Origin of the sequence: Rhizobium mayense, assembly GCF_030272705.1 — a bacterium.
Taxonomy (GTDB): domain Bacteria; phylum Pseudomonadota; class Alphaproteobacteria; order Rhizobiales; family Rhizobiaceae; genus Rhizobium; species Rhizobium mayense.
The window spans coordinates 510,076-525,764 of the sequence record NZ_JARFYM010000002.1 but is presented as its reverse complement, the minus strand read 5'-3'; the positions used below and the strand labels follow the sequence as shown (position 1 = coordinate 525,764).

The following is a 15,689-nucleotide window of genomic DNA, read 5'->3' as shown; positions in this document are numbered from 1 at the left end:
ACATGGGAGATGCTGGTGCCGCGGCAGCGGATTTTTCGGGGTCCGCCCGCGACGGAATCCTATTCGGCCGCCTTCCGTGCTGGCCCCTTCGGCAGGTTGAACATGCCGCGCGGCAGGCCCTCCATGAAGGCGAGGACCTCTTCGCTATCGATCACGTCGGCATATTTGGCATTGAGATCGCACAGCGCGATCGCGTGGCTGGCTTCCGATCGCTCGAAACAGGCGTCCTCGACCATCGTCACACGATAATTGTAGCTGAAGGCATCGACGACGGTCGCGCGGACGCAACCGCTGGTCGCTGTCCCGGCAACGATCAGGCTATCGCAGCCAAGCAGCGTGAGGTAACTGGCAAGATTCGTGCCATGAAAGCCGCTTGGCTTCTGCTTGTAGATGACGAGATCCTGCGGGCTGGGAGCGATTTGCGGCATGATCTCGTTGCCGTCCTGGTTGGTACCGGCCGGTTTCTCGCCGCTGCGGCCGTTTTTCCAGGCCCAGCCGCCGGCATCCCAATTGTCGGCCCGGCGGACGCCAGTGGTGTAGATGACCGGCAATTCGCGGTCATGGGCGACGTCGATCAATTTGCGGATGATCGGCAGCGCGTCCCAGGCGGCTTCACCACCGGACTGGCGCCAGCGCTTGACAGATTCCAATAGAGGCTCACGGCGGTCACCGCAAAAGGCATAGTTGACGTCGACGACCAAAAGGGCCGGCCTTTTGCCAAAACCTTGCCGCACGCCGTAGCCCGCAAGCTCGAACACGGCCTTGTCCCGCTCTGTCAGAAATTTGTCCCAAATTCTCTCGCCCATGTTCTCTCTCTCCCTTGAAAAGACAGCCCGGAACGCTTTGTGACCTACACATTGCCCAAGCCCGTCCGGAAACATTCGGTCCGCGGACTTGACTTATGACATAGTTATGTTTGTATGGCAAACATACACTATGACAAGATGACATCGAATTGAAGCGGGTGGTGAACGGGCTGAGAGTTCGTAGTTGGTCAGGTGATCCGCGCGCTTTGCGCCTGTGGGAGGAGAATGCTTATGTTGGCGAAAACGTTTATTCGCGGTGGCTTTTTTGCAGTTGCAGGTGCTTTGATGGCAGGGACCGCGTATGCCGCGGATGTGTGGAAACACGGCATCGTCGAAGCGAAAGGCGATTCCGGATTTCTGTTCCAGGCTGCCGAAGGCGGCTTTGCCGCCAAGCGCAATCTCGATATCAACATGGTGGAATTCACCGGCGGCCCGACGGCGCTGAAAGCTCTGATTGCCGGAGAGCTGGATAGTTTTGAAGCGAGCCCCGTCGTTGCTTTCGCTGCTATGCATCAGCATGCAGACATCAAGATCATCGGCTGCAACTGGCCGGGCATGACCTACACGATCTTCGCCGCCAAGAATATTGCAACGCCCGCCGACCTGAAGGGCAAGGCGGTGGGCGTCTCCGCCCCCGGCTCGCTTCCGGCGCTGTTCGGCCAGCTTGCACTTGAGGCGGTCGGCATTTCCGGCAGCGATGTGCGATACGCCAATGCCGGCGGCAGCGCCGACCGCGTGCGTGCGATAAGCTCGGGCGTTGTCTCCGCCGCCGCCAGCTCCAGCGAGTTTGCGGTCAGCGCGGACACGCTCAACATCAAGCCGCTGCTGGCAGGTGCGGAAGTGACGCCGAAATTCGTCAAGGTCTGCATCATGACGACGGGCGCCAAGATCAAGCAACGCCGTCAGGACATGGTGAACTTCCTCGCATCCGAAATGGAAGGGTTGACTTACGCAGTCAACAATAAGGACGCGATGATCGCGCTCGCCCGCAAGGTCGCCCATCTGCCCGACAGCGACAAGACGGCGGAATTCATCTATGACGAGGCCATCAAATATAATGCGATTGCGACGGATCTGGCGATCCCCCTCGACAATTTACAATGGACCGACGATCAGATGGTGCGCCTCGGCGCCCTGCGGCAGAAGGCCGATGTCCACAACTTCGTCGACGACAGCGTTCGTATGGAAGCATTGGCGACCGTCAAGAAATAAGCCGATCCACCCAAGGAGGACTCTGCATGGCCCATCTGGAGGTGCAGAACATCGTCAAATCATTTCGCACACGTTCGGGCGTCGAATTCGCGCGCGCCCTCGACGGTGTCTCGTTCGGTGTCGAGAAGGGTGAGATCATCGCGTTGATCGGCCCGAGCGGCTGTGGAAAGACCACCTTGCTGCGGATCATCATGGGCCTCGAAACGGCGACGTCGGGTCAGGTGCGGGTCGCTGGCCGGCCGATCTCGGGCTGCGGCTACGATCGCGGCATGGTATTCCAGCATGCGGAACTGCTGCCCTGGCGCAACACGCTGAGCAATATCGGCTACGGCTTGGAGATGAAGGGCGTCAAGGAGCCGGAATTGTCTCGCGCTGCCGGCCATTATCTTGAACTCGTCGGCCTCAGTCATGCTCGCACGCGAAGGCCGCATCAACTGTCTGGCGGCATGAAGCAGCGCGCCGGCATTGCGCGGGCGCTCGCCATCGATCCCGAGGTGCTACTGATGGACGAACCCTTCGGCGCTCTGGACTCGCAGACGCGCGAAACGCTGCATGGCGAGCTCCTGTCCATTCACGCCAAGACCGGCAAAACCATCATCATCGTCACGCACGATCTCGACGAGGCGGTCATGCTGGCCGACCGCGTCGTCGTCATGCGCAAAGGCTCTATCGGACAGATCATCCCGGTCGAACTCGGCCGTGATCGGGCCGATATGCGCGCCGTTCGCACGTCCGAGGAATATTCGCGGAAACGGACCATGATTTGGGAAGCCTTGCACGACAGCGAACGGCAGGCCGCCTAAGGAGTAGGAATTATGACGACAACGGAAGCAGGAAGAACTGTTTCGAAAACGTCCGCCGGCGACAACGTCCGCTGGTCGATGCCGGGCTGGATGATCACGACCATATCGGTCGTCATCGCGGTCGCGCTTTGGGAATATTTCGGCCGCAGCGCCAATCCCTTGCTCGGCACCTATCCGAGCGCCATCTTCGTCGCCTTTCTTAACATGATGCGGGATGGGCGGTTGCTTCAGGCCTTCATTGAAAGCAGCCAGCCTTTTGCGGCCGGCTATGTCGCCGCCGCCATCATCGGCATTCCTGTCGGCCTGCTGCTCGGACGTTACCGCTTTCTGGAATCGGCTTTCGGCATCTATGTCACCGCCGGCTATGCGACCCCGCTAATCGCTCTCGTGCCGTTGATGATCCTGTGGTTCGGTCTTGGCTTCATGGTCAAGGCCGTTATCGTTTTTCTGCTGTCCTTCTTTCCGATCTGTCTCAATACCTGGTTCGGCGTGAAAGCCGTACCGAGGACATTGATCGAGGTCGGCACAGCCTTTTGCGCCCCGCAAACGCAGATCATGCGCGGCATCGTCCTGCCCGCGACGATCCCTTACATCATGGCCGGTTTGCGGCTCGGCATCGGCAAGGCCGTCATCGGCATTGTCATCGCCGAATTCCAGACGGCGATCTCCGGGCTTGGCGGAATCATCATCACCTCGGCGAATGCTTTCCAGACGGCTGAGATGTTCGTGCCGATCGTACTGATCATGGTTATCGCCGTGGCGCTGACGGCGCTGGTCGGTTGGCTCGAGAAGATCGTTGCACCGTGGCAGAGCGAAATCGCCGGCCATGACGCGGCCTGATGCGGGGCGCCCATTCCTGCCTTTTCGGAACAATAGAAAAGCCGCTGCCGGGGATTTTCGGCGGCTTTTTGCCGTGGGACAGATCTATTTGCCACCATGCTCTTCCGGTCGAAGGCATGGGGACGTGTGGTGGGGAAGAATGTCGATGCCTGGACCGGATCTATGGAATTTTTCCGTATCCCTCTATGAAGCGGCGGGCGTGTCGGATGCTTGCCTTTGCCTTCAGGACGAAAGCGATGTCGATGTCCCCGTGCTGCTATTTGCGGCCTGGCTCGGGACTCGCTCCGTCCCGCTGCCCGCCGACGATTTAGAACGTATCGCTGCCAGTGTCGACGCATGGCGCGACGAAGTGGTGGTTCCGTTGCGAACGCTGCGTCGGCGCCTGAAAACCGGACCGGCGCCGGCGCCCGGCAAACGGACGGAAGCATTGCGCAATATGATCAAAGGTGCCGAGCTTTCGGCTGAGCGTATCGAGCTCTACGTGCTGGAGGCGGCGGGACTTACGCTCGCGAAGACCGACGGTGCCGACCCACTCGAGAACATGGCCGTCGCCGTCCGCTATTATCGCGGCGGAGATATCAGTGAGCGTGCATCTTCATCGATCGAGACAATCGCCAAGGCTTTGCCGCTTCTGGGACGGCCGCCTCAGATATCCTGATCTTCCTTCCAGCGCTTGACGATCGGCAGATGGATGTCGAAGAGGTCGAGGGCGCGGCCGACGGTCTGGTTGACGATGTCGTCTATCGTTTGCGGCCTGTTGTAGAAGGCCGGCACCGGCGGCATGATGATGGCGCCGTTACGCGTCGCCTGGTCCATCAGGGCAATGTGACCGGCATGCAACGGCGTTTCACGCAGCAGCAGCACAACACGCCGGCGCTCCTTGAGGCAGACATCCGCCGCACGGACGATCAGTTCGTCATTATAGGAATTGGCAATGCCGCTCAGCGTCTTGATCGAGCAGGGAGCGACGAGCATGCCGGCCGTCCGGAAAGAGCCGGAAGAAACGGCGGCGCCGATGTCCCGATAATTGTGGAGCTTATCGGCAAGACCGCGAATCTCATCTGCGCTCATGTCCACTTCGTCTGCCGCCGTTTTCAGCGCGGAAGGCGAGATGATCGCGTGCGTTTCGATGTCGGAGACGTCTCGCAAAAGTTGAAGCGCACGCACGCCGTAGATGACGCCGGAAGCTCCGGTGATGGCTATGATGATGCGTCGCATGCCCTTCGAACTTTCTGTATCTGCGTTAAAATCTAGCCGTCGCTTGCGTGCAGTGCGGAGCGGGCGGAATTGGCGACATGAGTTTCCGCGGCGGCATGCGCCGCACTCTTGTCGCGCTCGCTAATGGCGCCGACGATGCGCTGGATCTCCGTGATGCTCTGCTTTCGCCGCTCCGGTCGCACGACCGAGCGCCGACGAAGCGGCGAGGTCAGGAGCGTCAGCTTTTTCAAGAGATCGAACGCGATCGGATTGCGGGCACCGGTGCAGATGAGATCGTAGAAATCGCGCTTGGTGGCGACGATCTCCTCGGCGGTGCCGCTCCGATAGGCCGCCGTGAGTTTTTCGCTCTGCGCCTTCAGCGCGGTCACTTCCGAATCGGGTGCGTTCTCGATGAACTGCTCGACGATCAGCGGTTCCAGCACACCGCGGATGCGGTAGATGTTTTCCGCATCCGCGGGCGTCACCGTGACGACGGCGAGCCCGCGTCCGTTGAGGTCGGTCAGAATGCCTTCGGCCTGCAACTGGCGCAAAGCCTCGCGCAACGACGTGCGGGAAACATTCAATTGCTGGCACAGATCCTTTTCGACCAGCCGCGTGCCTGGCTCGAGGAAGCCGGTTTCGATCGCCCGCCGCAGCGATTGGATGATTTTGTTCCGCAGCGGAGCGGATTCTTGTTTCAATGGCCCGAAGGCCTCGCGTTCTGTCGTATTCATTTTATTCCCCGCTGACACCATGTCCGCAATCTTGCGCCAAACCACATTCGCGAAGGAGGATCTGACGATCCTACTGTATTGCGCGAAATAGCGATTCACCGTCAAGCGATTGTATTGAACGAGCAGGTGTTGCGCCCCTCCGTTGTTCCTCCAGCGCCTTCATTGCGAGCTGACCGTGGGCGGACACACGGCTCTTCCAGCGTCCGCCCTAGGGATCAGCGCTTCTTTTCGAAGTCGCGCACTGGCGTCTCCGGCTTCATGCCGCCCTGGCGGCGGGCATAGGTGTTTTCGCCCGTGGCGCGCCAATCACCCGTGACGGCCGCGTCGGCAAAACCGCTCCAGAGATCGCTCCAGTCGCCGAGTGAATAGCCGTGCCATGGCGGCTGCGGCGAAAGGCGCGGCAATTGTAAATCCTCCCAGATCTTGCGGGCGCGGGTCATATAGGGTTCGGCCGGCAGGGCGAGCGGTGGCATCGGCGCCTTCAAGGTGGCGTCGATCAGGAGTGTTCCCTCGGCGGTCTTGGCGGCGGATTTCGGACCGTGGCCGCCGGAGCGATAGGGCGTGATGTGCACGTCGTCGATCATGTTGGCGCGATAGGCCAGCGACCAGAACACGGCGTCGGCATTGCGCGAATCAATATCGTCCGAAACCGCGATGACGATCTTGCCGCACTGAGCCTGCAGCGTGGCGGCGCCCTGAAGGCCTCGCCAGATCTCTGATTGCGGCGCGCTGCGGTCGAATTCGAGAAAGATGACCTTGCGGATATTGGTCAGCGGTTCATGCATGACGACGCGCTTGATGCCTTTGACGTTCAGTACCTTCTTTAAATGGTTCAGAAAGAGCGGCTCGTAGGCAACACGTTTCAGCACGCTCGATTCGCTTGGGGTTACCTGACTGACGATCGACACCAGCACCGGCTTGCACTTGCGCGTGATGGCCGTCACCCGCATCGACATGTTGAAGTCCTCGAGCGCGACATGCCCGTGGCTTTCACCGAACGGCCCCTCCGGCTCCAGAAGCTCGGTATCGATCAGGCCCTCGATGACGATCTCGGCGTCGGCGGGAATTTCGAGGTCGATCGTCTTGCAGCGTACGATGCGGATCGGCTTGCCGGTCAGGCCGCCGGCGACGCCGAGTTCATCCTGATCGATCGGCAGTTTTTGCGGACCGGTGAAGAGAACGGCAGGTGCACAGCCGATCACGATGGCGCAGGGCATGGGCTCGCCGCGCTTCTGGTATTTCAGCCAGTGCTGGTAGCCGCCGGCGCCGCTGAGACGGCTGGCCATGCGCACGCCAAGGCGGTCTTCCGCCTTCAGTGCGGCACGATATGTTCCCATGTTGCGAATGCCGTTGTCGGGGTCGCGGGTGACGCAAAGCGTTGCGGTGAAATAAGGCGCGCTGTCGAAGCCGGGTGTCGAGATCGGAACCGGCAGGCTGCCAAGGCCGCCGCCATCGGCCTTCAAGGCGTCGCCGGTGATGACGATTTCCTGGCAGGGGGCGTCGTCGACCATGACGGGATCGATCGGGTTTTCCATGGCGCGAACCCAGACATCGCCGATCTCGTCTTCCTCGACTCCGAGGCCGGCGGCATAGATCGCCGGCGAGGCCGCGAGAACGCCGACGGCGACCGGTATGTCGTATTTTTCGCCCTTGGCGCCGTGGACGTCGGTGAAAAGAAAGCCGCGCCGCTGCTCGTCAGGAAGGCCGCCCTGAAATTGCCAGCGGGCAAGTGGATGCAACTCGCTGTCCTTGTCGATGGGAACCTGGATTTTCGTCAGGAGCCCGCGGGCCTCCAGCCGTGCAAGGTGCTCCTGGAGATCCAGCGGAGCATTTTGCTCTTTCGTCGTCATGGAAATTACGCTCCCAAAAATGCGTCGCCGCAACCCGAATTGGTCGCCGCCTCCCGCAGAAATGTGTCTGTCTAAACGCTCGCGAAAAGGCTCAATCGAGAAGTACTCGCGAAAACGTTCGTCTTTTCGATTGCATTACACCGCCATACTGTCATACATTATGACGAAGAGCAACAGCGTGCCGATGGCGATGAAGGTCGAAACCGACCGGAGCGCCGCCAGGCACAGTGTCAACGGGATCGAAGGGGTTTTATGTCGAGCCTACTCCAGCAAACTGTGTCGACTGATCGCGAGAACGCACAGGAAAAAATCAGCTATCCCTCAATGACCCCGGAGATGAAGCTCGTACAGGAGGCGCTCTTTCGCCATGTCGGCAAGCCGATTCCGCGCAAGGAGGACGGACGCCTCATCACCGGCAAAGGCCGCTTCTCGGACGATTTCAGCCTGCCCGGGCAGACCTACGCGGCCATGGTGCGCTCGCCTTACCCGCATGCCCGCATTCTCGGCATCGACAAGTCGGAAGCATTGGAAAGCCCAGGCGTTCTGGCAGTGCTGACCGGCGAGGATATATTGGACGACGGTATTGCGCCGCTGCCGCACAGTCCCGTCCCGTCGACGAAGTTCGATATGAAGCTTACCGCACCGGACGGCGGCAAGCCGTTCATCGGTCCACATTATCTTCTGCCGAACGATAAGGCCCGCCACGTCGGCGAGGCCGTAGCCATGGTGATCGCCGAAACGGCGGCGCAGGCCATCGACGCAGCCGAAAAGGTTGCCGTCGATTACGAGGAATTGCCACATGTCACAGGCACGGCGGCCGCAGCCGAACCCGGCGCGCCGGCTGTGTGGGACGAGGTACCCGACAATGTCTTCATCGAGACGAAGTTCGGCGATTGGGAGGCGACCGACGCCGCCTTCGCCAAGGCCGATCACATCATCCGCGCCGATTTCCACATCGATCGCGTCACGGCCGTCACCATCGAGCCGCGCTCTTCGCTTGGCCATTTCGATGCCGAGACCAGCCGTTATACGCTTTATGCCGGTAGCGGCGGCGCCGTGCGGCAGAAGGGCGAACTCTCCAAGGTATTGGGCATCGAGCCGAAAAACCTGCGCGTTCTTTCCTTCGATGTCGGCGGCAATTTCGGCGCGCGCAATCGCGCCTATGTCGAATTCGGCCTCGTACTCTGGGGCTCACGCAAGGTCGGCCGCCCCGTCAAGTTCACCGCGACGCGTTCGGAAGCATTCCTGACGGATTACCAGGGTCGAGATCTCGTCACCAAAGTCGAATTGGCCTTGAACAAGGACGGTAAGTTCCTCGCCATGCGAGCCGACAATCTCAGCAATGTCGGCATGCGCTGCGTGTCGCTTTCGCCGCTGAGCAAGGGTTCGGGCCTGATCACCGGTTCCTACGATATCCCACATGCCGCGCTGCGCGCCCGCGCCGTGTTTACCAACACCATGTGCACGCAGGCCTATCGTAGCTCTGGCCGCCCGGAAGTCACCTACGCGATCGAGCGGCTCGTCGAGATCGCTGCTCGCGAACTCGGCTTTGATCCGCTGGAACTGCGCCGCAAGAATCTGATTCAGCCATCGGCGATGCCTTACACCAATGCCGTCGGCTCGATCTACGATAGCGGCGAATACGAAAAGAACATGGACCGCGCCTTGGAGATTTCCGACTGGAACGGCTTCGAGGCCCGGCGTGTCGAAGCGAAGCGGCGCGGCAAGCTGCTCGGCCGCGGTTTCGCCAATTACGTCGAATCCTCCATCGGCTCGCCGAAGGAACGCGCCGAGATCGAGATCAAGGACGACGGCACTGTTGAAGTCGTCATCGGCACGCAGCCGAGCGGGCAGGGTCATGAAACGAGCTTCGCGCAGGTGGTCGCCGACATGATCCAGGTGCCGGTCGAGAAAGTCTGGATCGTGCTCGGCGATACCGATATCGTCAGCGTCGGCGGCGGTTCGCATTCCGGCCGTTCGATGCGCCATGCCGGCACGGTCATGGCTATCGCGTCCGCCGATCTGCTCGCCGAAGGTCGCCGCCGCGCCGCGGAGCTGTTCGAGACGACGGTTGAATCGATCGAATTCGAGGGCGGGTATTTCAAGGTCAGCGGTACCAATGAGGCAATCGACATCTTCGCCCTCGCCCGCCAGACGCGCGCGACGGCCGGACCGCTCCGCGTCGGCCGCGACAATGAGATGCATACGCCGGTTTTCCCGAACGGCGCCGCCGTCTGTGAAGTCGAGGTCGATCCCGAAACCGGCCACGTGCAGATCACAGCTTATTCCACCATCGATGATGTCGGCCGCTGCATCAATCCGCTGATCGTTCACGGCCAGACTCATGGCGGCATCGCGCAGGGTGTCGGCCAGGCTATGTGGGAGCTCTGCGCCATCGATCCCACGACCGGCCAGCCGTTGGCCGGCTCGCTGATGGATTACGGCATGCCCCGTTTCGATAATCTGCCGTCTTTCAACTGCGAGATCGCCGAGGTGATCTCGCCGACCAATCCGCTCGGCATCAAGGCCGGCGGCGAGGGCGGCACGACGCCGGCGCTGGTAACCGTGACGAACGCGGTCATCGACGCTCTGAAGGATTATGGCGTCACCCAGGTACCCATGCCGCTCACACCCTTCACCGTCTGGACGGCGATCCAGCAAGCCGGCAGCCCAGATCACGCAACGATAGCCGCTGAGTAAATCAGGAGCATTTTCGATCATGACCGATCTTCAATCCGTCCGCACCATCGCCTTCCCGGGCGCTCCGAACCTGCCGACTTTCGCCGCTGTCGAAAAGGGCTTCTTCGCCGAAGAGGGACTTGCGATCGAACTGACACTGACGCCGAACTCCGTTGCGCAAGCAGAGCGTACGGCCGCCGGCGAGTTCGACATCATCTTTACCGCCTTCGACAATGTCGTCGCCTATGGTGAAGGCCAAGGGCCAGCCGGTGCCGCTGTCAATCCGGACTACGTCGTCGTCATGGGCGCGACCCAGCTGGAACTTGCGATCGTTGCCGTGCCCGACGTCAAAACCTATGCCGACCTCAAGGGCCGCACGATCGCGCTCGACGCGCTCTCCACCGGCTTCGCATTCGTTCTCTACGAGATGTTTGCGCGCGCCGGTCTCAAGCCCGAAGACACCAGCTTCATACCGGTGGGTGCGACGCCGCACCGCTGGCAGTCGGTCAAGGGCGGTGAGCATGCCGCGACTCTCACCATCGAGCCATTCACCAGCATCGCGCGCAAAGCGGGTTTCAACGTACTTGGGCTTTCGACCGAAATCTTCGACAGCTACCAGGGTGGTTCAGTCGCCGCGCGGCGGTCCTGGGCAAGCGCCAATCCAGAAACCGTGAAGGCCTTCATCCGTGCCTATCTCAAGGGGCTCGCCTGGACGCTCAATCCGCAGAACCGCGCCGAGGCCGAACAAATCCTGCAGGCGAAGATGCCAGAAATCCAGCCGGCCGCCCTGCAGTCGGTCATGACAAGCCTGCTGTCGCCGCGCTCCGGCCTGACACCGGACGCCAGGATCCTGCCCGAAGGCATGATGCGCGTCCTCGATCTGCGCTCGCGTTTCGGCAAAAGCGGCAAGGTGCTGACCGACGCGGCAAAATATCTGGACCTTTCCTACTACGAGGCCGCCACCGGCAATCGATGACAAGAACAATAGCGAGGGAGGGGATCCATGGATCTCAAGGGTGAATACCGGATCAAGGCGTTACGCCCTGATGTCTGGGCGATGATCAACGACCCGCAGGTGTTGAAGGACTGCATTCCCGGTTGCGAAAGCCTCGACGGCAGCCTCGAAGATGGCTTTACCGCGCGCGTCACCACAAAAATCGGACCGATCAAGGCAACCTTCGACGGCTCGGTGAAGCTCAGCAATATCCAGGCACCCGAGAGCTACACGATTTCGGGCGAGGGTAAGGGTGGTGTGGCGGGTTTCGCCAAGGGCGGCGCGGATGTGCATCTTGCCGAGCGCGAGGGTGAAACGATCCTCTCCTATACGGCCAAGGCGCAGGTCGGCGGCAAGCTGGCGCAGCTTGGCGCCCGCCTGATCGACTCGACCGCAAAGAAGCTGGCCGACGAATTCTTCGCGAGCCTCGCCGCCCGTGCTTCGGCGCCCGCCGCTGCCGTGGAACAGGGGTCGGCGGCATATGAAGCCGTCATCGTCGGTGGCAATCCGGAGCCCGCGGCATCGGTTTCCGCGCCGGCCGCCGCCGCGCCACCCTCCTCTGCACCGCCGAGCGCGTCATCCAACAAGTCCACGCTCTTGCTCATCGGGCTTGCCGTCGTCGTGATCGCCGCCGTCGTTGTTGCCGTGGCTGTCCACTGAATTCATCGAGGTTACCTATGTCCACCGTCACACTTACCGTCAACAACACGCCGCAGACCAGGGAGGTCGAGGATCGCACGCTGCTGGTCCACTTCCTGCGCGATCATCTGGGACTGACCGGCACTCATGTCGGCTGTGACACGACGCAATGCGGTGCCTGCACTGTCATAGTCGACGGCCGCGCCGTCAAATCCTGCACCATCTTGGCGGTGGCCGCCGATGGCAGCTCGGTGACGACCATCGAGGGGCTTGCGACCGGTGACCGGCTGCACGATGTACAGACGGCTTTCCATGAATGCCACGGCTTGCAGTGCGGTTTCTGCACGCCGGGCATGATCATGGCATCGGTCGACATGATCCGCCGCCATGACGGAGTGCTTGACGAGCAGACGATCCGTCACGAGCTCGAAGGCAATCTTTGCCGCTGCACGGGCTATCACAACATCGTCGAGGCAGTCCTGATGGCGGCGGAAAAATACCGCGGCGAGCATCACGTCGCCGCCGAGTAAGTCAGGGGAGCCAAGGCAACGCCATGTACATGTACGAGACCAAATACCATCGGCCGAAGACGCTTGCAGAGGCGGCCGAAATCTTTTCCGGCGTTGACGAACCGGCCTATCTGTCCGGCGGCCACACCCTGATCCCGGCCATGAAGGGCCGGCTTGCGGCTCCCGCCAACCTGATCGACGTGCGGCGGATACCGGAGCTTTCCGGCATCCGGGTCGAAGCCGACCGCGTCATTGTCGGTTCCGCGACCACGCATGCGGCCGTTGCGGCCTCGAAAGAGATCGCCGCGGTCATTCCGGCGCTAACCGGTCTTGCGGGCTCGATCGCCGACGTCCAGGTCCGTCATGTCGGCACAATCGGCGGCTCGGTCGCCAATAACGACCCCGCCGCCGACTATCCCTCGGCCGTGCTCGGTCTTAATGCGACCGCCCACACCGACCGGCGTACTATTGCGTCCGACGACTATTTTGCAGGGCTCTATACGACGGCTCTGGAAGAGGGCGAGATACTCACCCGGCTGGAATTCAAGATTCCGGAAATTGCCGGCTACGCCAAGTTCCGCAATCCTGCTTCGCGTTATGCCCTGGCCGCAGCTTTCGTCGCGAAGCATCGCGACGGCCAAGTCCGGGTTGCCATCACCGGTGCCGGCAATTCCGGCGTATTCCGCTGGATGGCTGCGGAGGAAGCGCTGACGGCTCACCTTGCTCCGGAAGCGCTGCAGGGGCTCTTGCCGAATACCGCCGATATGATGGGCGATATGCATGCCTCGGCCGAATATCGCGCCCATCTCGTCGCTGTCATGACACGGCGGGCCGTCGCCAGCCTCGGCGGCGTCGAGATCAACTGACGAATAGAGGTTTCGCGGCGGATTTCTCCGTCATTCGGCCGCGGCGGGCGCTGCGTGTCGCACGGGGCGGTTGCCATTTGCGCCGCGGGCTTCGATGGCCGACATGAGTGCGCGCAGCTCGCTGCGCCGCTTATCGACGGTCAGTCCGTCGACGAGCGACAGACGGCGCAGGACGGTGATACGGTTGTTCAACTGAAGGAGAATATCGGCGGCAACCCTGTTGCCGCTGCCTTCAAGCAGGCTGGCGGTGAATTCGTCCTCGCCCGCCAGGATCTCTTCGGGATCGGTCAGCGAGCCAAGCTCGTCGAGTTTTTCCCGCAGCTGTCTGACCTGCAGCTCCGTCGCGTTGCGGCTGAAACCGTCGACGACCAACCATTCGATTGCCTGGCGTACCGCATAGATTTCCTGCGCTTCTTCAGCGCTGATATTCACCACGACACGGCCTCTGGGCGGGGCATTGACGATCATGCCCTCGGCTTCAAGATGCTGCAAAGCTTCTCGCAGAACCGTGCGGCTGATCCGCATTTCCTCGCAGATTTCGCGCTCGATCAGTTTCTGGCCTGGGCGCAGCTTGCCGGAGAGGATGGATCCTCGGAGGCCGTCTGTCACTTGCTGACGCAGCGAGACGGCGCGGGGTACGTTCAATCCGAGATTGGCCATCGACCTATTCCTTTCGAATATTCCGCAAGGCAACCGCCGACCATGTCGGCACACTCCAAAAGAGGGGTTGCTTCCTGCTGAACCCAAACTCTCGTTATATTCGTTCATATATAACGTCAAGTCCAGCGCCGGGAGCGCCGCATGACTGTCAATCAGCATGGGTGGCGATTGTTGCTGGCGTGGGATAATCTCGGCTCTGTTGCCATCCGTCTTGATGATGAGGCGGAGCTTCGGCCGGCGGTAACATGAACCTAGCGTCAATGGGTGGTCGTAGGCCGGCTCTCCGTGAACGCCGCAAGATTGTCGAGCGACGATTTCAGGCCGATGTCATGGTCTTCGATCGATACTGGCCGTCATGCCCGCCGGCGGAAGCCAGATGGCAAGCGCCGCCGGGTCCAGGAAGGCTTCATAAATCGTTGCCGGCGATGCCCTGATCACCCTCGAAGACGAGTCTGCCCGTTTTCCATCGCCTGCATCGGTCATGACGCGATCCACCTCGGTAAAAGTGTCATCTTATGAGGGCCTGTCTCCGCAGCTTAGATCTGGATTAGCGTCTCCATCAACCGAGCGAGCGACCAGCTGCAGCGCGTGCGCAAGCATTTTGCATATTCCCCAGCGGTGTCCGCGTGCTCTCAGCTCTCGGGGATGTTTTCCCGAAAAATGACCTGCAGCCGTGGTGGATGATAATCCGTCGGCAGGCAACGGATCGCACGGCTCAGCATGGCAAGAGCTTCGCGGGCTTCGACGCGCGGATTCTGGTCGATGACGGCGTCCAGCGTACCGTCCAGCAAAAACGCCTTGTTGTGGTCCGTCAGTTCGTGGCCGATGAAAATGATCTGGCCCGCGCGATTGGATTCGATCAGGGCTTGGCCGATGCCCTGATTGCCGGCGCCGATATTGTAGATGCCGGAAAGATCCGGATGGCGCTTCAGCAGCGAAACGGCTTCCTCATAGGCCCTTTCGCGGTCGTCGCGAATTTCCCGCAGCTCGACGATTTCCAGATTTGGAAAATCCTCGCCCAGGATATGGCGAAAGCCCATCTCGCGCTCCTCGTGACCACGGTAAGACAGCGATCCGGCAAAGAGGGCGACCTTATGTCTGACGCCGCCGCCAAGGAAACGGCCGAGGAGATAGCCGGCAAGTCGTCCGGCAGCGCGGTTGTCGATGCCGATATACCCAATACGGGGCACATGCAGGATATCGGAGGCAAGCGTCACGATCGAAACGCCGGAAGCAGCAAGGCTGCGCATGGCCTCGCGCACCGTCGGGTGATCGAGCGCGATGACGCCGACCCCTAGCGTCTTTCCCTGCAAATCGTGAAGGGTTCGGGCCAAGGTGTCGGGATTGAAGCCCTCGATCGAATGAATATGGACATCGAGATCATGCTGGCGCGCCGCTTGCCGCTCGATCTGTGCCAGGAGATTGGCGATGAACGTATTGGTCCCGGCCGGAAGGACGAAATCCAGGCGGATGCGGTTTTGCGGCGACGTCGGGGTCAGGTCGGAGCCTGCGAGATAGCCGAGCCGCTTCGCTGTCTCGATCACCACCTCACGGGTTCGCTCCTTGACGCCGTGACGATTATTCAGCACTCGGTCCACCGTGGCGCTGGAGACGCCAGCCTCACGAGCAATGTCTGTCAATGTCGATCGCAAATCGATTCCCTTCTACGGCAATGATGGGAAATGATGTATTTCTAATTGCAGGAGATGCAAGAGGCGGACGGCTGCAGGTCTCGAATTTTGCAAACTATCCCCTTGTTCTGCGCGCGTTTTTCAGAGCGTTGGTTCTGTTGCTGCCTGAGCAATGATGATATTTGCGTTTATTTCGATGCGTACTGATGTAAAATGATTTGTTATGATGTTGACATCGATCATTTGTGGCGTCAATAATCCTCACGGAT

Annotated in this window: 14 protein-coding genes and 1 pseudogene; 9 read left to right on the top strand and 6 right to left on the bottom strand. The window is 60.9% G+C overall.

The genetic code is table 11. From position 1 onward, the window contains the following. Window positions 1–59: 59 nt before the first annotated feature. Window positions 60–806 (bottom strand): isochorismatase family protein, encoded by a 747-nt coding sequence (locus PY649_RS05130; protein ID WP_285867107.1) that lies wholly within the window; start codon window positions 804–806, stop codon window positions 60–62. Window positions 807–1,091: 285 nt separating this feature from the next. On the opposite strand from PY649_RS05130, the gene PY649_RS05125 reads away from it, so the two are divergent. The 4 genes from PY649_RS05125 (at window position 1,092) to PY649_RS05110 (ending at window position 4,319) form a co-directional block, all read left to right on the top strand. Beyond that, window positions 1,092–2,018 (top strand): ABC transporter substrate-binding protein, encoded by a 927-nt coding sequence (locus PY649_RS05125; protein ID WP_285867106.1) that lies wholly within the window; start codon window positions 1,092–1,094, stop codon window positions 2,016–2,018. A gap of 26 nt (window positions 2,019–2,044) precedes the next feature. Next, a complete protein-coding gene (locus PY649_RS05120; RefSeq protein WP_285867105.1) occupies window positions 2,045–2,821 on the top strand; it encodes an ABC transporter ATP-binding protein in 777 nt (258 codons plus the stop codon). 12 nt (window positions 2,822–2,833) lie between these two features. Continuing rightward, window positions 2,834–3,661, top strand: coding sequence for an ABC transporter permease (locus PY649_RS05115; RefSeq protein ID WP_285867104.1), 828 nt, complete (start codon window positions 2,834–2,836; stop codon window positions 3,659–3,661). A gap of 145 nt (window positions 3,662–3,806) precedes the next feature. After that, a complete protein-coding gene (locus PY649_RS05110; RefSeq protein WP_285867103.1) occupies window positions 3,807–4,319 on the top strand; it encodes a TIGR02444 family protein in 513 nt (170 codons plus the stop codon). Here PY649_RS05110 and PY649_RS05105 read toward each other — a convergent pair. The 3 genes and pseudogenes from PY649_RS05105 to PY649_RS05095 form a co-directional block, all read right to left on the bottom strand. Beyond that, window positions 4,307–4,903, bottom strand: a pseudogene (locus PY649_RS05105) (UbiX family flavin prenyltransferase); the annotation flags it as partial. The gene PY649_RS05110 and the pseudogene PY649_RS05105 overlap by 13 nt on opposite strands. Window positions 4,904–4,911: 8 nt before the next feature. Then, the gene (locus tag PY649_RS05100; RefSeq protein WP_285867101.1) at window positions 4,912–5,592 is read right to left on the bottom strand and encodes a GntR family transcriptional regulator; all 681 of its coding nucleotides are present in this window, start codon (window positions 5,590–5,592) and stop codon (window positions 4,912–4,914) included. Window positions 5,593–5,807: 215 nt separating this feature from the next. After that, window positions 5,808–7,442, bottom strand: coding sequence for a UbiD family decarboxylase (locus PY649_RS05095; RefSeq protein WP_285867100.1), 1,635 nt, complete (start codon window positions 7,440–7,442; stop codon window positions 5,808–5,810). 252 nt (window positions 7,443–7,694) lie between these two features. Here PY649_RS05095 and PY649_RS05090 point away from each other — a divergent pair, with 252 nt between their 5' ends. From PY649_RS05090 to PY649_RS05070, 5 genes are read left to right on the top strand one after another with little or no spacing between them, the layout of a single operon-like run. After that, window positions 7,695–10,142 (top strand): xanthine dehydrogenase family protein molybdopterin-binding subunit, encoded by a 2,448-nt coding sequence (locus tag PY649_RS05090; RefSeq protein WP_285867099.1) that lies wholly within the window; start codon window positions 7,695–7,697, stop codon window positions 10,140–10,142. A gap of 19 nt (window positions 10,143–10,161) precedes the next feature. Continuing rightward, window positions 10,162–11,097 (top strand): ABC transporter substrate-binding protein, encoded by a 936-nt coding sequence (locus PY649_RS05085; protein ID WP_285867098.1) that lies wholly within the window; start codon window positions 10,162–10,164, stop codon window positions 11,095–11,097. Window positions 11,098–11,124: 27 nt separating this feature from the next. Further along, window positions 11,125–11,775 carry an SRPBCC family protein gene (locus tag PY649_RS05080; RefSeq protein ID WP_285867097.1) on the top strand — a complete coding sequence of 217 codons (651 nt, stop codon included), beginning with the start codon at window positions 11,125–11,127 and terminating at the stop codon, window positions 11,773–11,775. A gap of 17 nt (window positions 11,776–11,792) precedes the next feature. After that, window positions 11,793–12,284 carry a (2Fe-2S)-binding protein gene (locus tag PY649_RS05075; RefSeq protein WP_285867096.1) on the top strand — a complete coding sequence of 164 codons (492 nt, stop codon included), beginning with the start codon at window positions 11,793–11,795 and terminating at the stop codon, window positions 12,282–12,284. A gap of 29 nt (window positions 12,285–12,313) precedes the next feature. Further along, window positions 12,314–13,129 (top strand): FAD binding domain-containing protein, encoded by an 816-nt coding sequence (locus tag PY649_RS05070; protein WP_285867197.1) that lies wholly within the window; start codon window positions 12,314–12,316, stop codon window positions 13,127–13,129. Between the two features lie 30 nt (window positions 13,130–13,159). On the opposite strand, the gene PY649_RS05065 is transcribed toward PY649_RS05070, so the two are convergent. Both PY649_RS05065 and PY649_RS05060 read right to left on the bottom strand, forming a co-directional pair. Next, window positions 13,160–13,789, bottom strand: a complete 630-nt coding sequence (locus tag PY649_RS05065; RefSeq protein ID WP_285867095.1) for a GntR family transcriptional regulator — start codon at window positions 13,787–13,789, stop codon at window positions 13,160–13,162. A 632-nt stretch (window positions 13,790–14,421) separates the two neighbouring features. Beyond that, complete coding sequence (locus tag PY649_RS05060) at window positions 14,422–15,441, bottom strand: LacI family DNA-binding transcriptional regulator (RefSeq protein WP_285867094.1); 1,020 nt, start codon at window positions 15,439–15,441, stop codon at window positions 14,422–14,424. Window positions 15,442–15,689 lie beyond the last annotated feature (248 nt).

What these genes read in the sequence shown, in the direction of transcription:
- PY649_RS05130 (WP_285867107.1), bottom strand. Translation starts at nt 806, where the DNA reads ATGGGCGAGAGAATTTGGGACAAATTTCTGACAGAGCGGGACAAGGCC.
- PY649_RS05125 (WP_285867106.1), top strand. Translation starts at nt 1,092, where the DNA reads ATGGCAGGGACCGCGTATGCCGCGGATGTGTGGAAACACGGCATCGTC.
- PY649_RS05120 (WP_285867105.1), top strand. Translation starts at nt 2,045, where the DNA reads ATGGCCCATCTGGAGGTGCAGAACATCGTCAAATCATTTCGCACACGT.
- PY649_RS05115 (WP_285867104.1), top strand. Translation starts at nt 2,834, where the DNA reads ATGACGACAACGGAAGCAGGAAGAACTGTTTCGAAAACGTCCGCCGGC.
- PY649_RS05110 (WP_285867103.1), top strand. Translation starts at nt 3,807, where the DNA reads ATGCCTGGACCGGATCTATGGAATTTTTCCGTATCCCTCTATGAAGCG.
- PY649_RS05100 (WP_285867101.1), bottom strand. Translation starts at nt 5,592, where the DNA reads ATGAATACGACAGAACGCGAGGCCTTCGGGCCATTGAAACAAGAATCC.
- PY649_RS05095 (WP_285867100.1), bottom strand. Translation starts at nt 7,442, where the DNA reads ATGACGACGAAAGAGCAAAATGCTCCGCTGGATCTCCAGGAGCACCTT.
- PY649_RS05090 (WP_285867099.1), top strand. Translation starts at nt 7,695, where the DNA reads ATGTCGAGCCTACTCCAGCAAACTGTGTCGACTGATCGCGAGAACGCA.
- PY649_RS05085 (WP_285867098.1), top strand. Translation starts at nt 10,162, where the DNA reads ATGACCGATCTTCAATCCGTCCGCACCATCGCCTTCCCGGGCGCTCCG.
- PY649_RS05080 (WP_285867097.1), top strand. Translation starts at nt 11,125, where the DNA reads ATGGATCTCAAGGGTGAATACCGGATCAAGGCGTTACGCCCTGATGTC.
- PY649_RS05075 (WP_285867096.1), top strand. Translation starts at nt 11,793, where the DNA reads ATGTCCACCGTCACACTTACCGTCAACAACACGCCGCAGACCAGGGAG.
- PY649_RS05070 (WP_285867197.1), top strand. Translation starts at nt 12,314, where the DNA reads ATGTACGAGACCAAATACCATCGGCCGAAGACGCTTGCAGAGGCGGCC.
- PY649_RS05065 (WP_285867095.1), bottom strand. Translation starts at nt 13,789, where the DNA reads ATGGCCAATCTCGGATTGAACGTACCCCGCGCCGTCTCGCTGCGTCAG.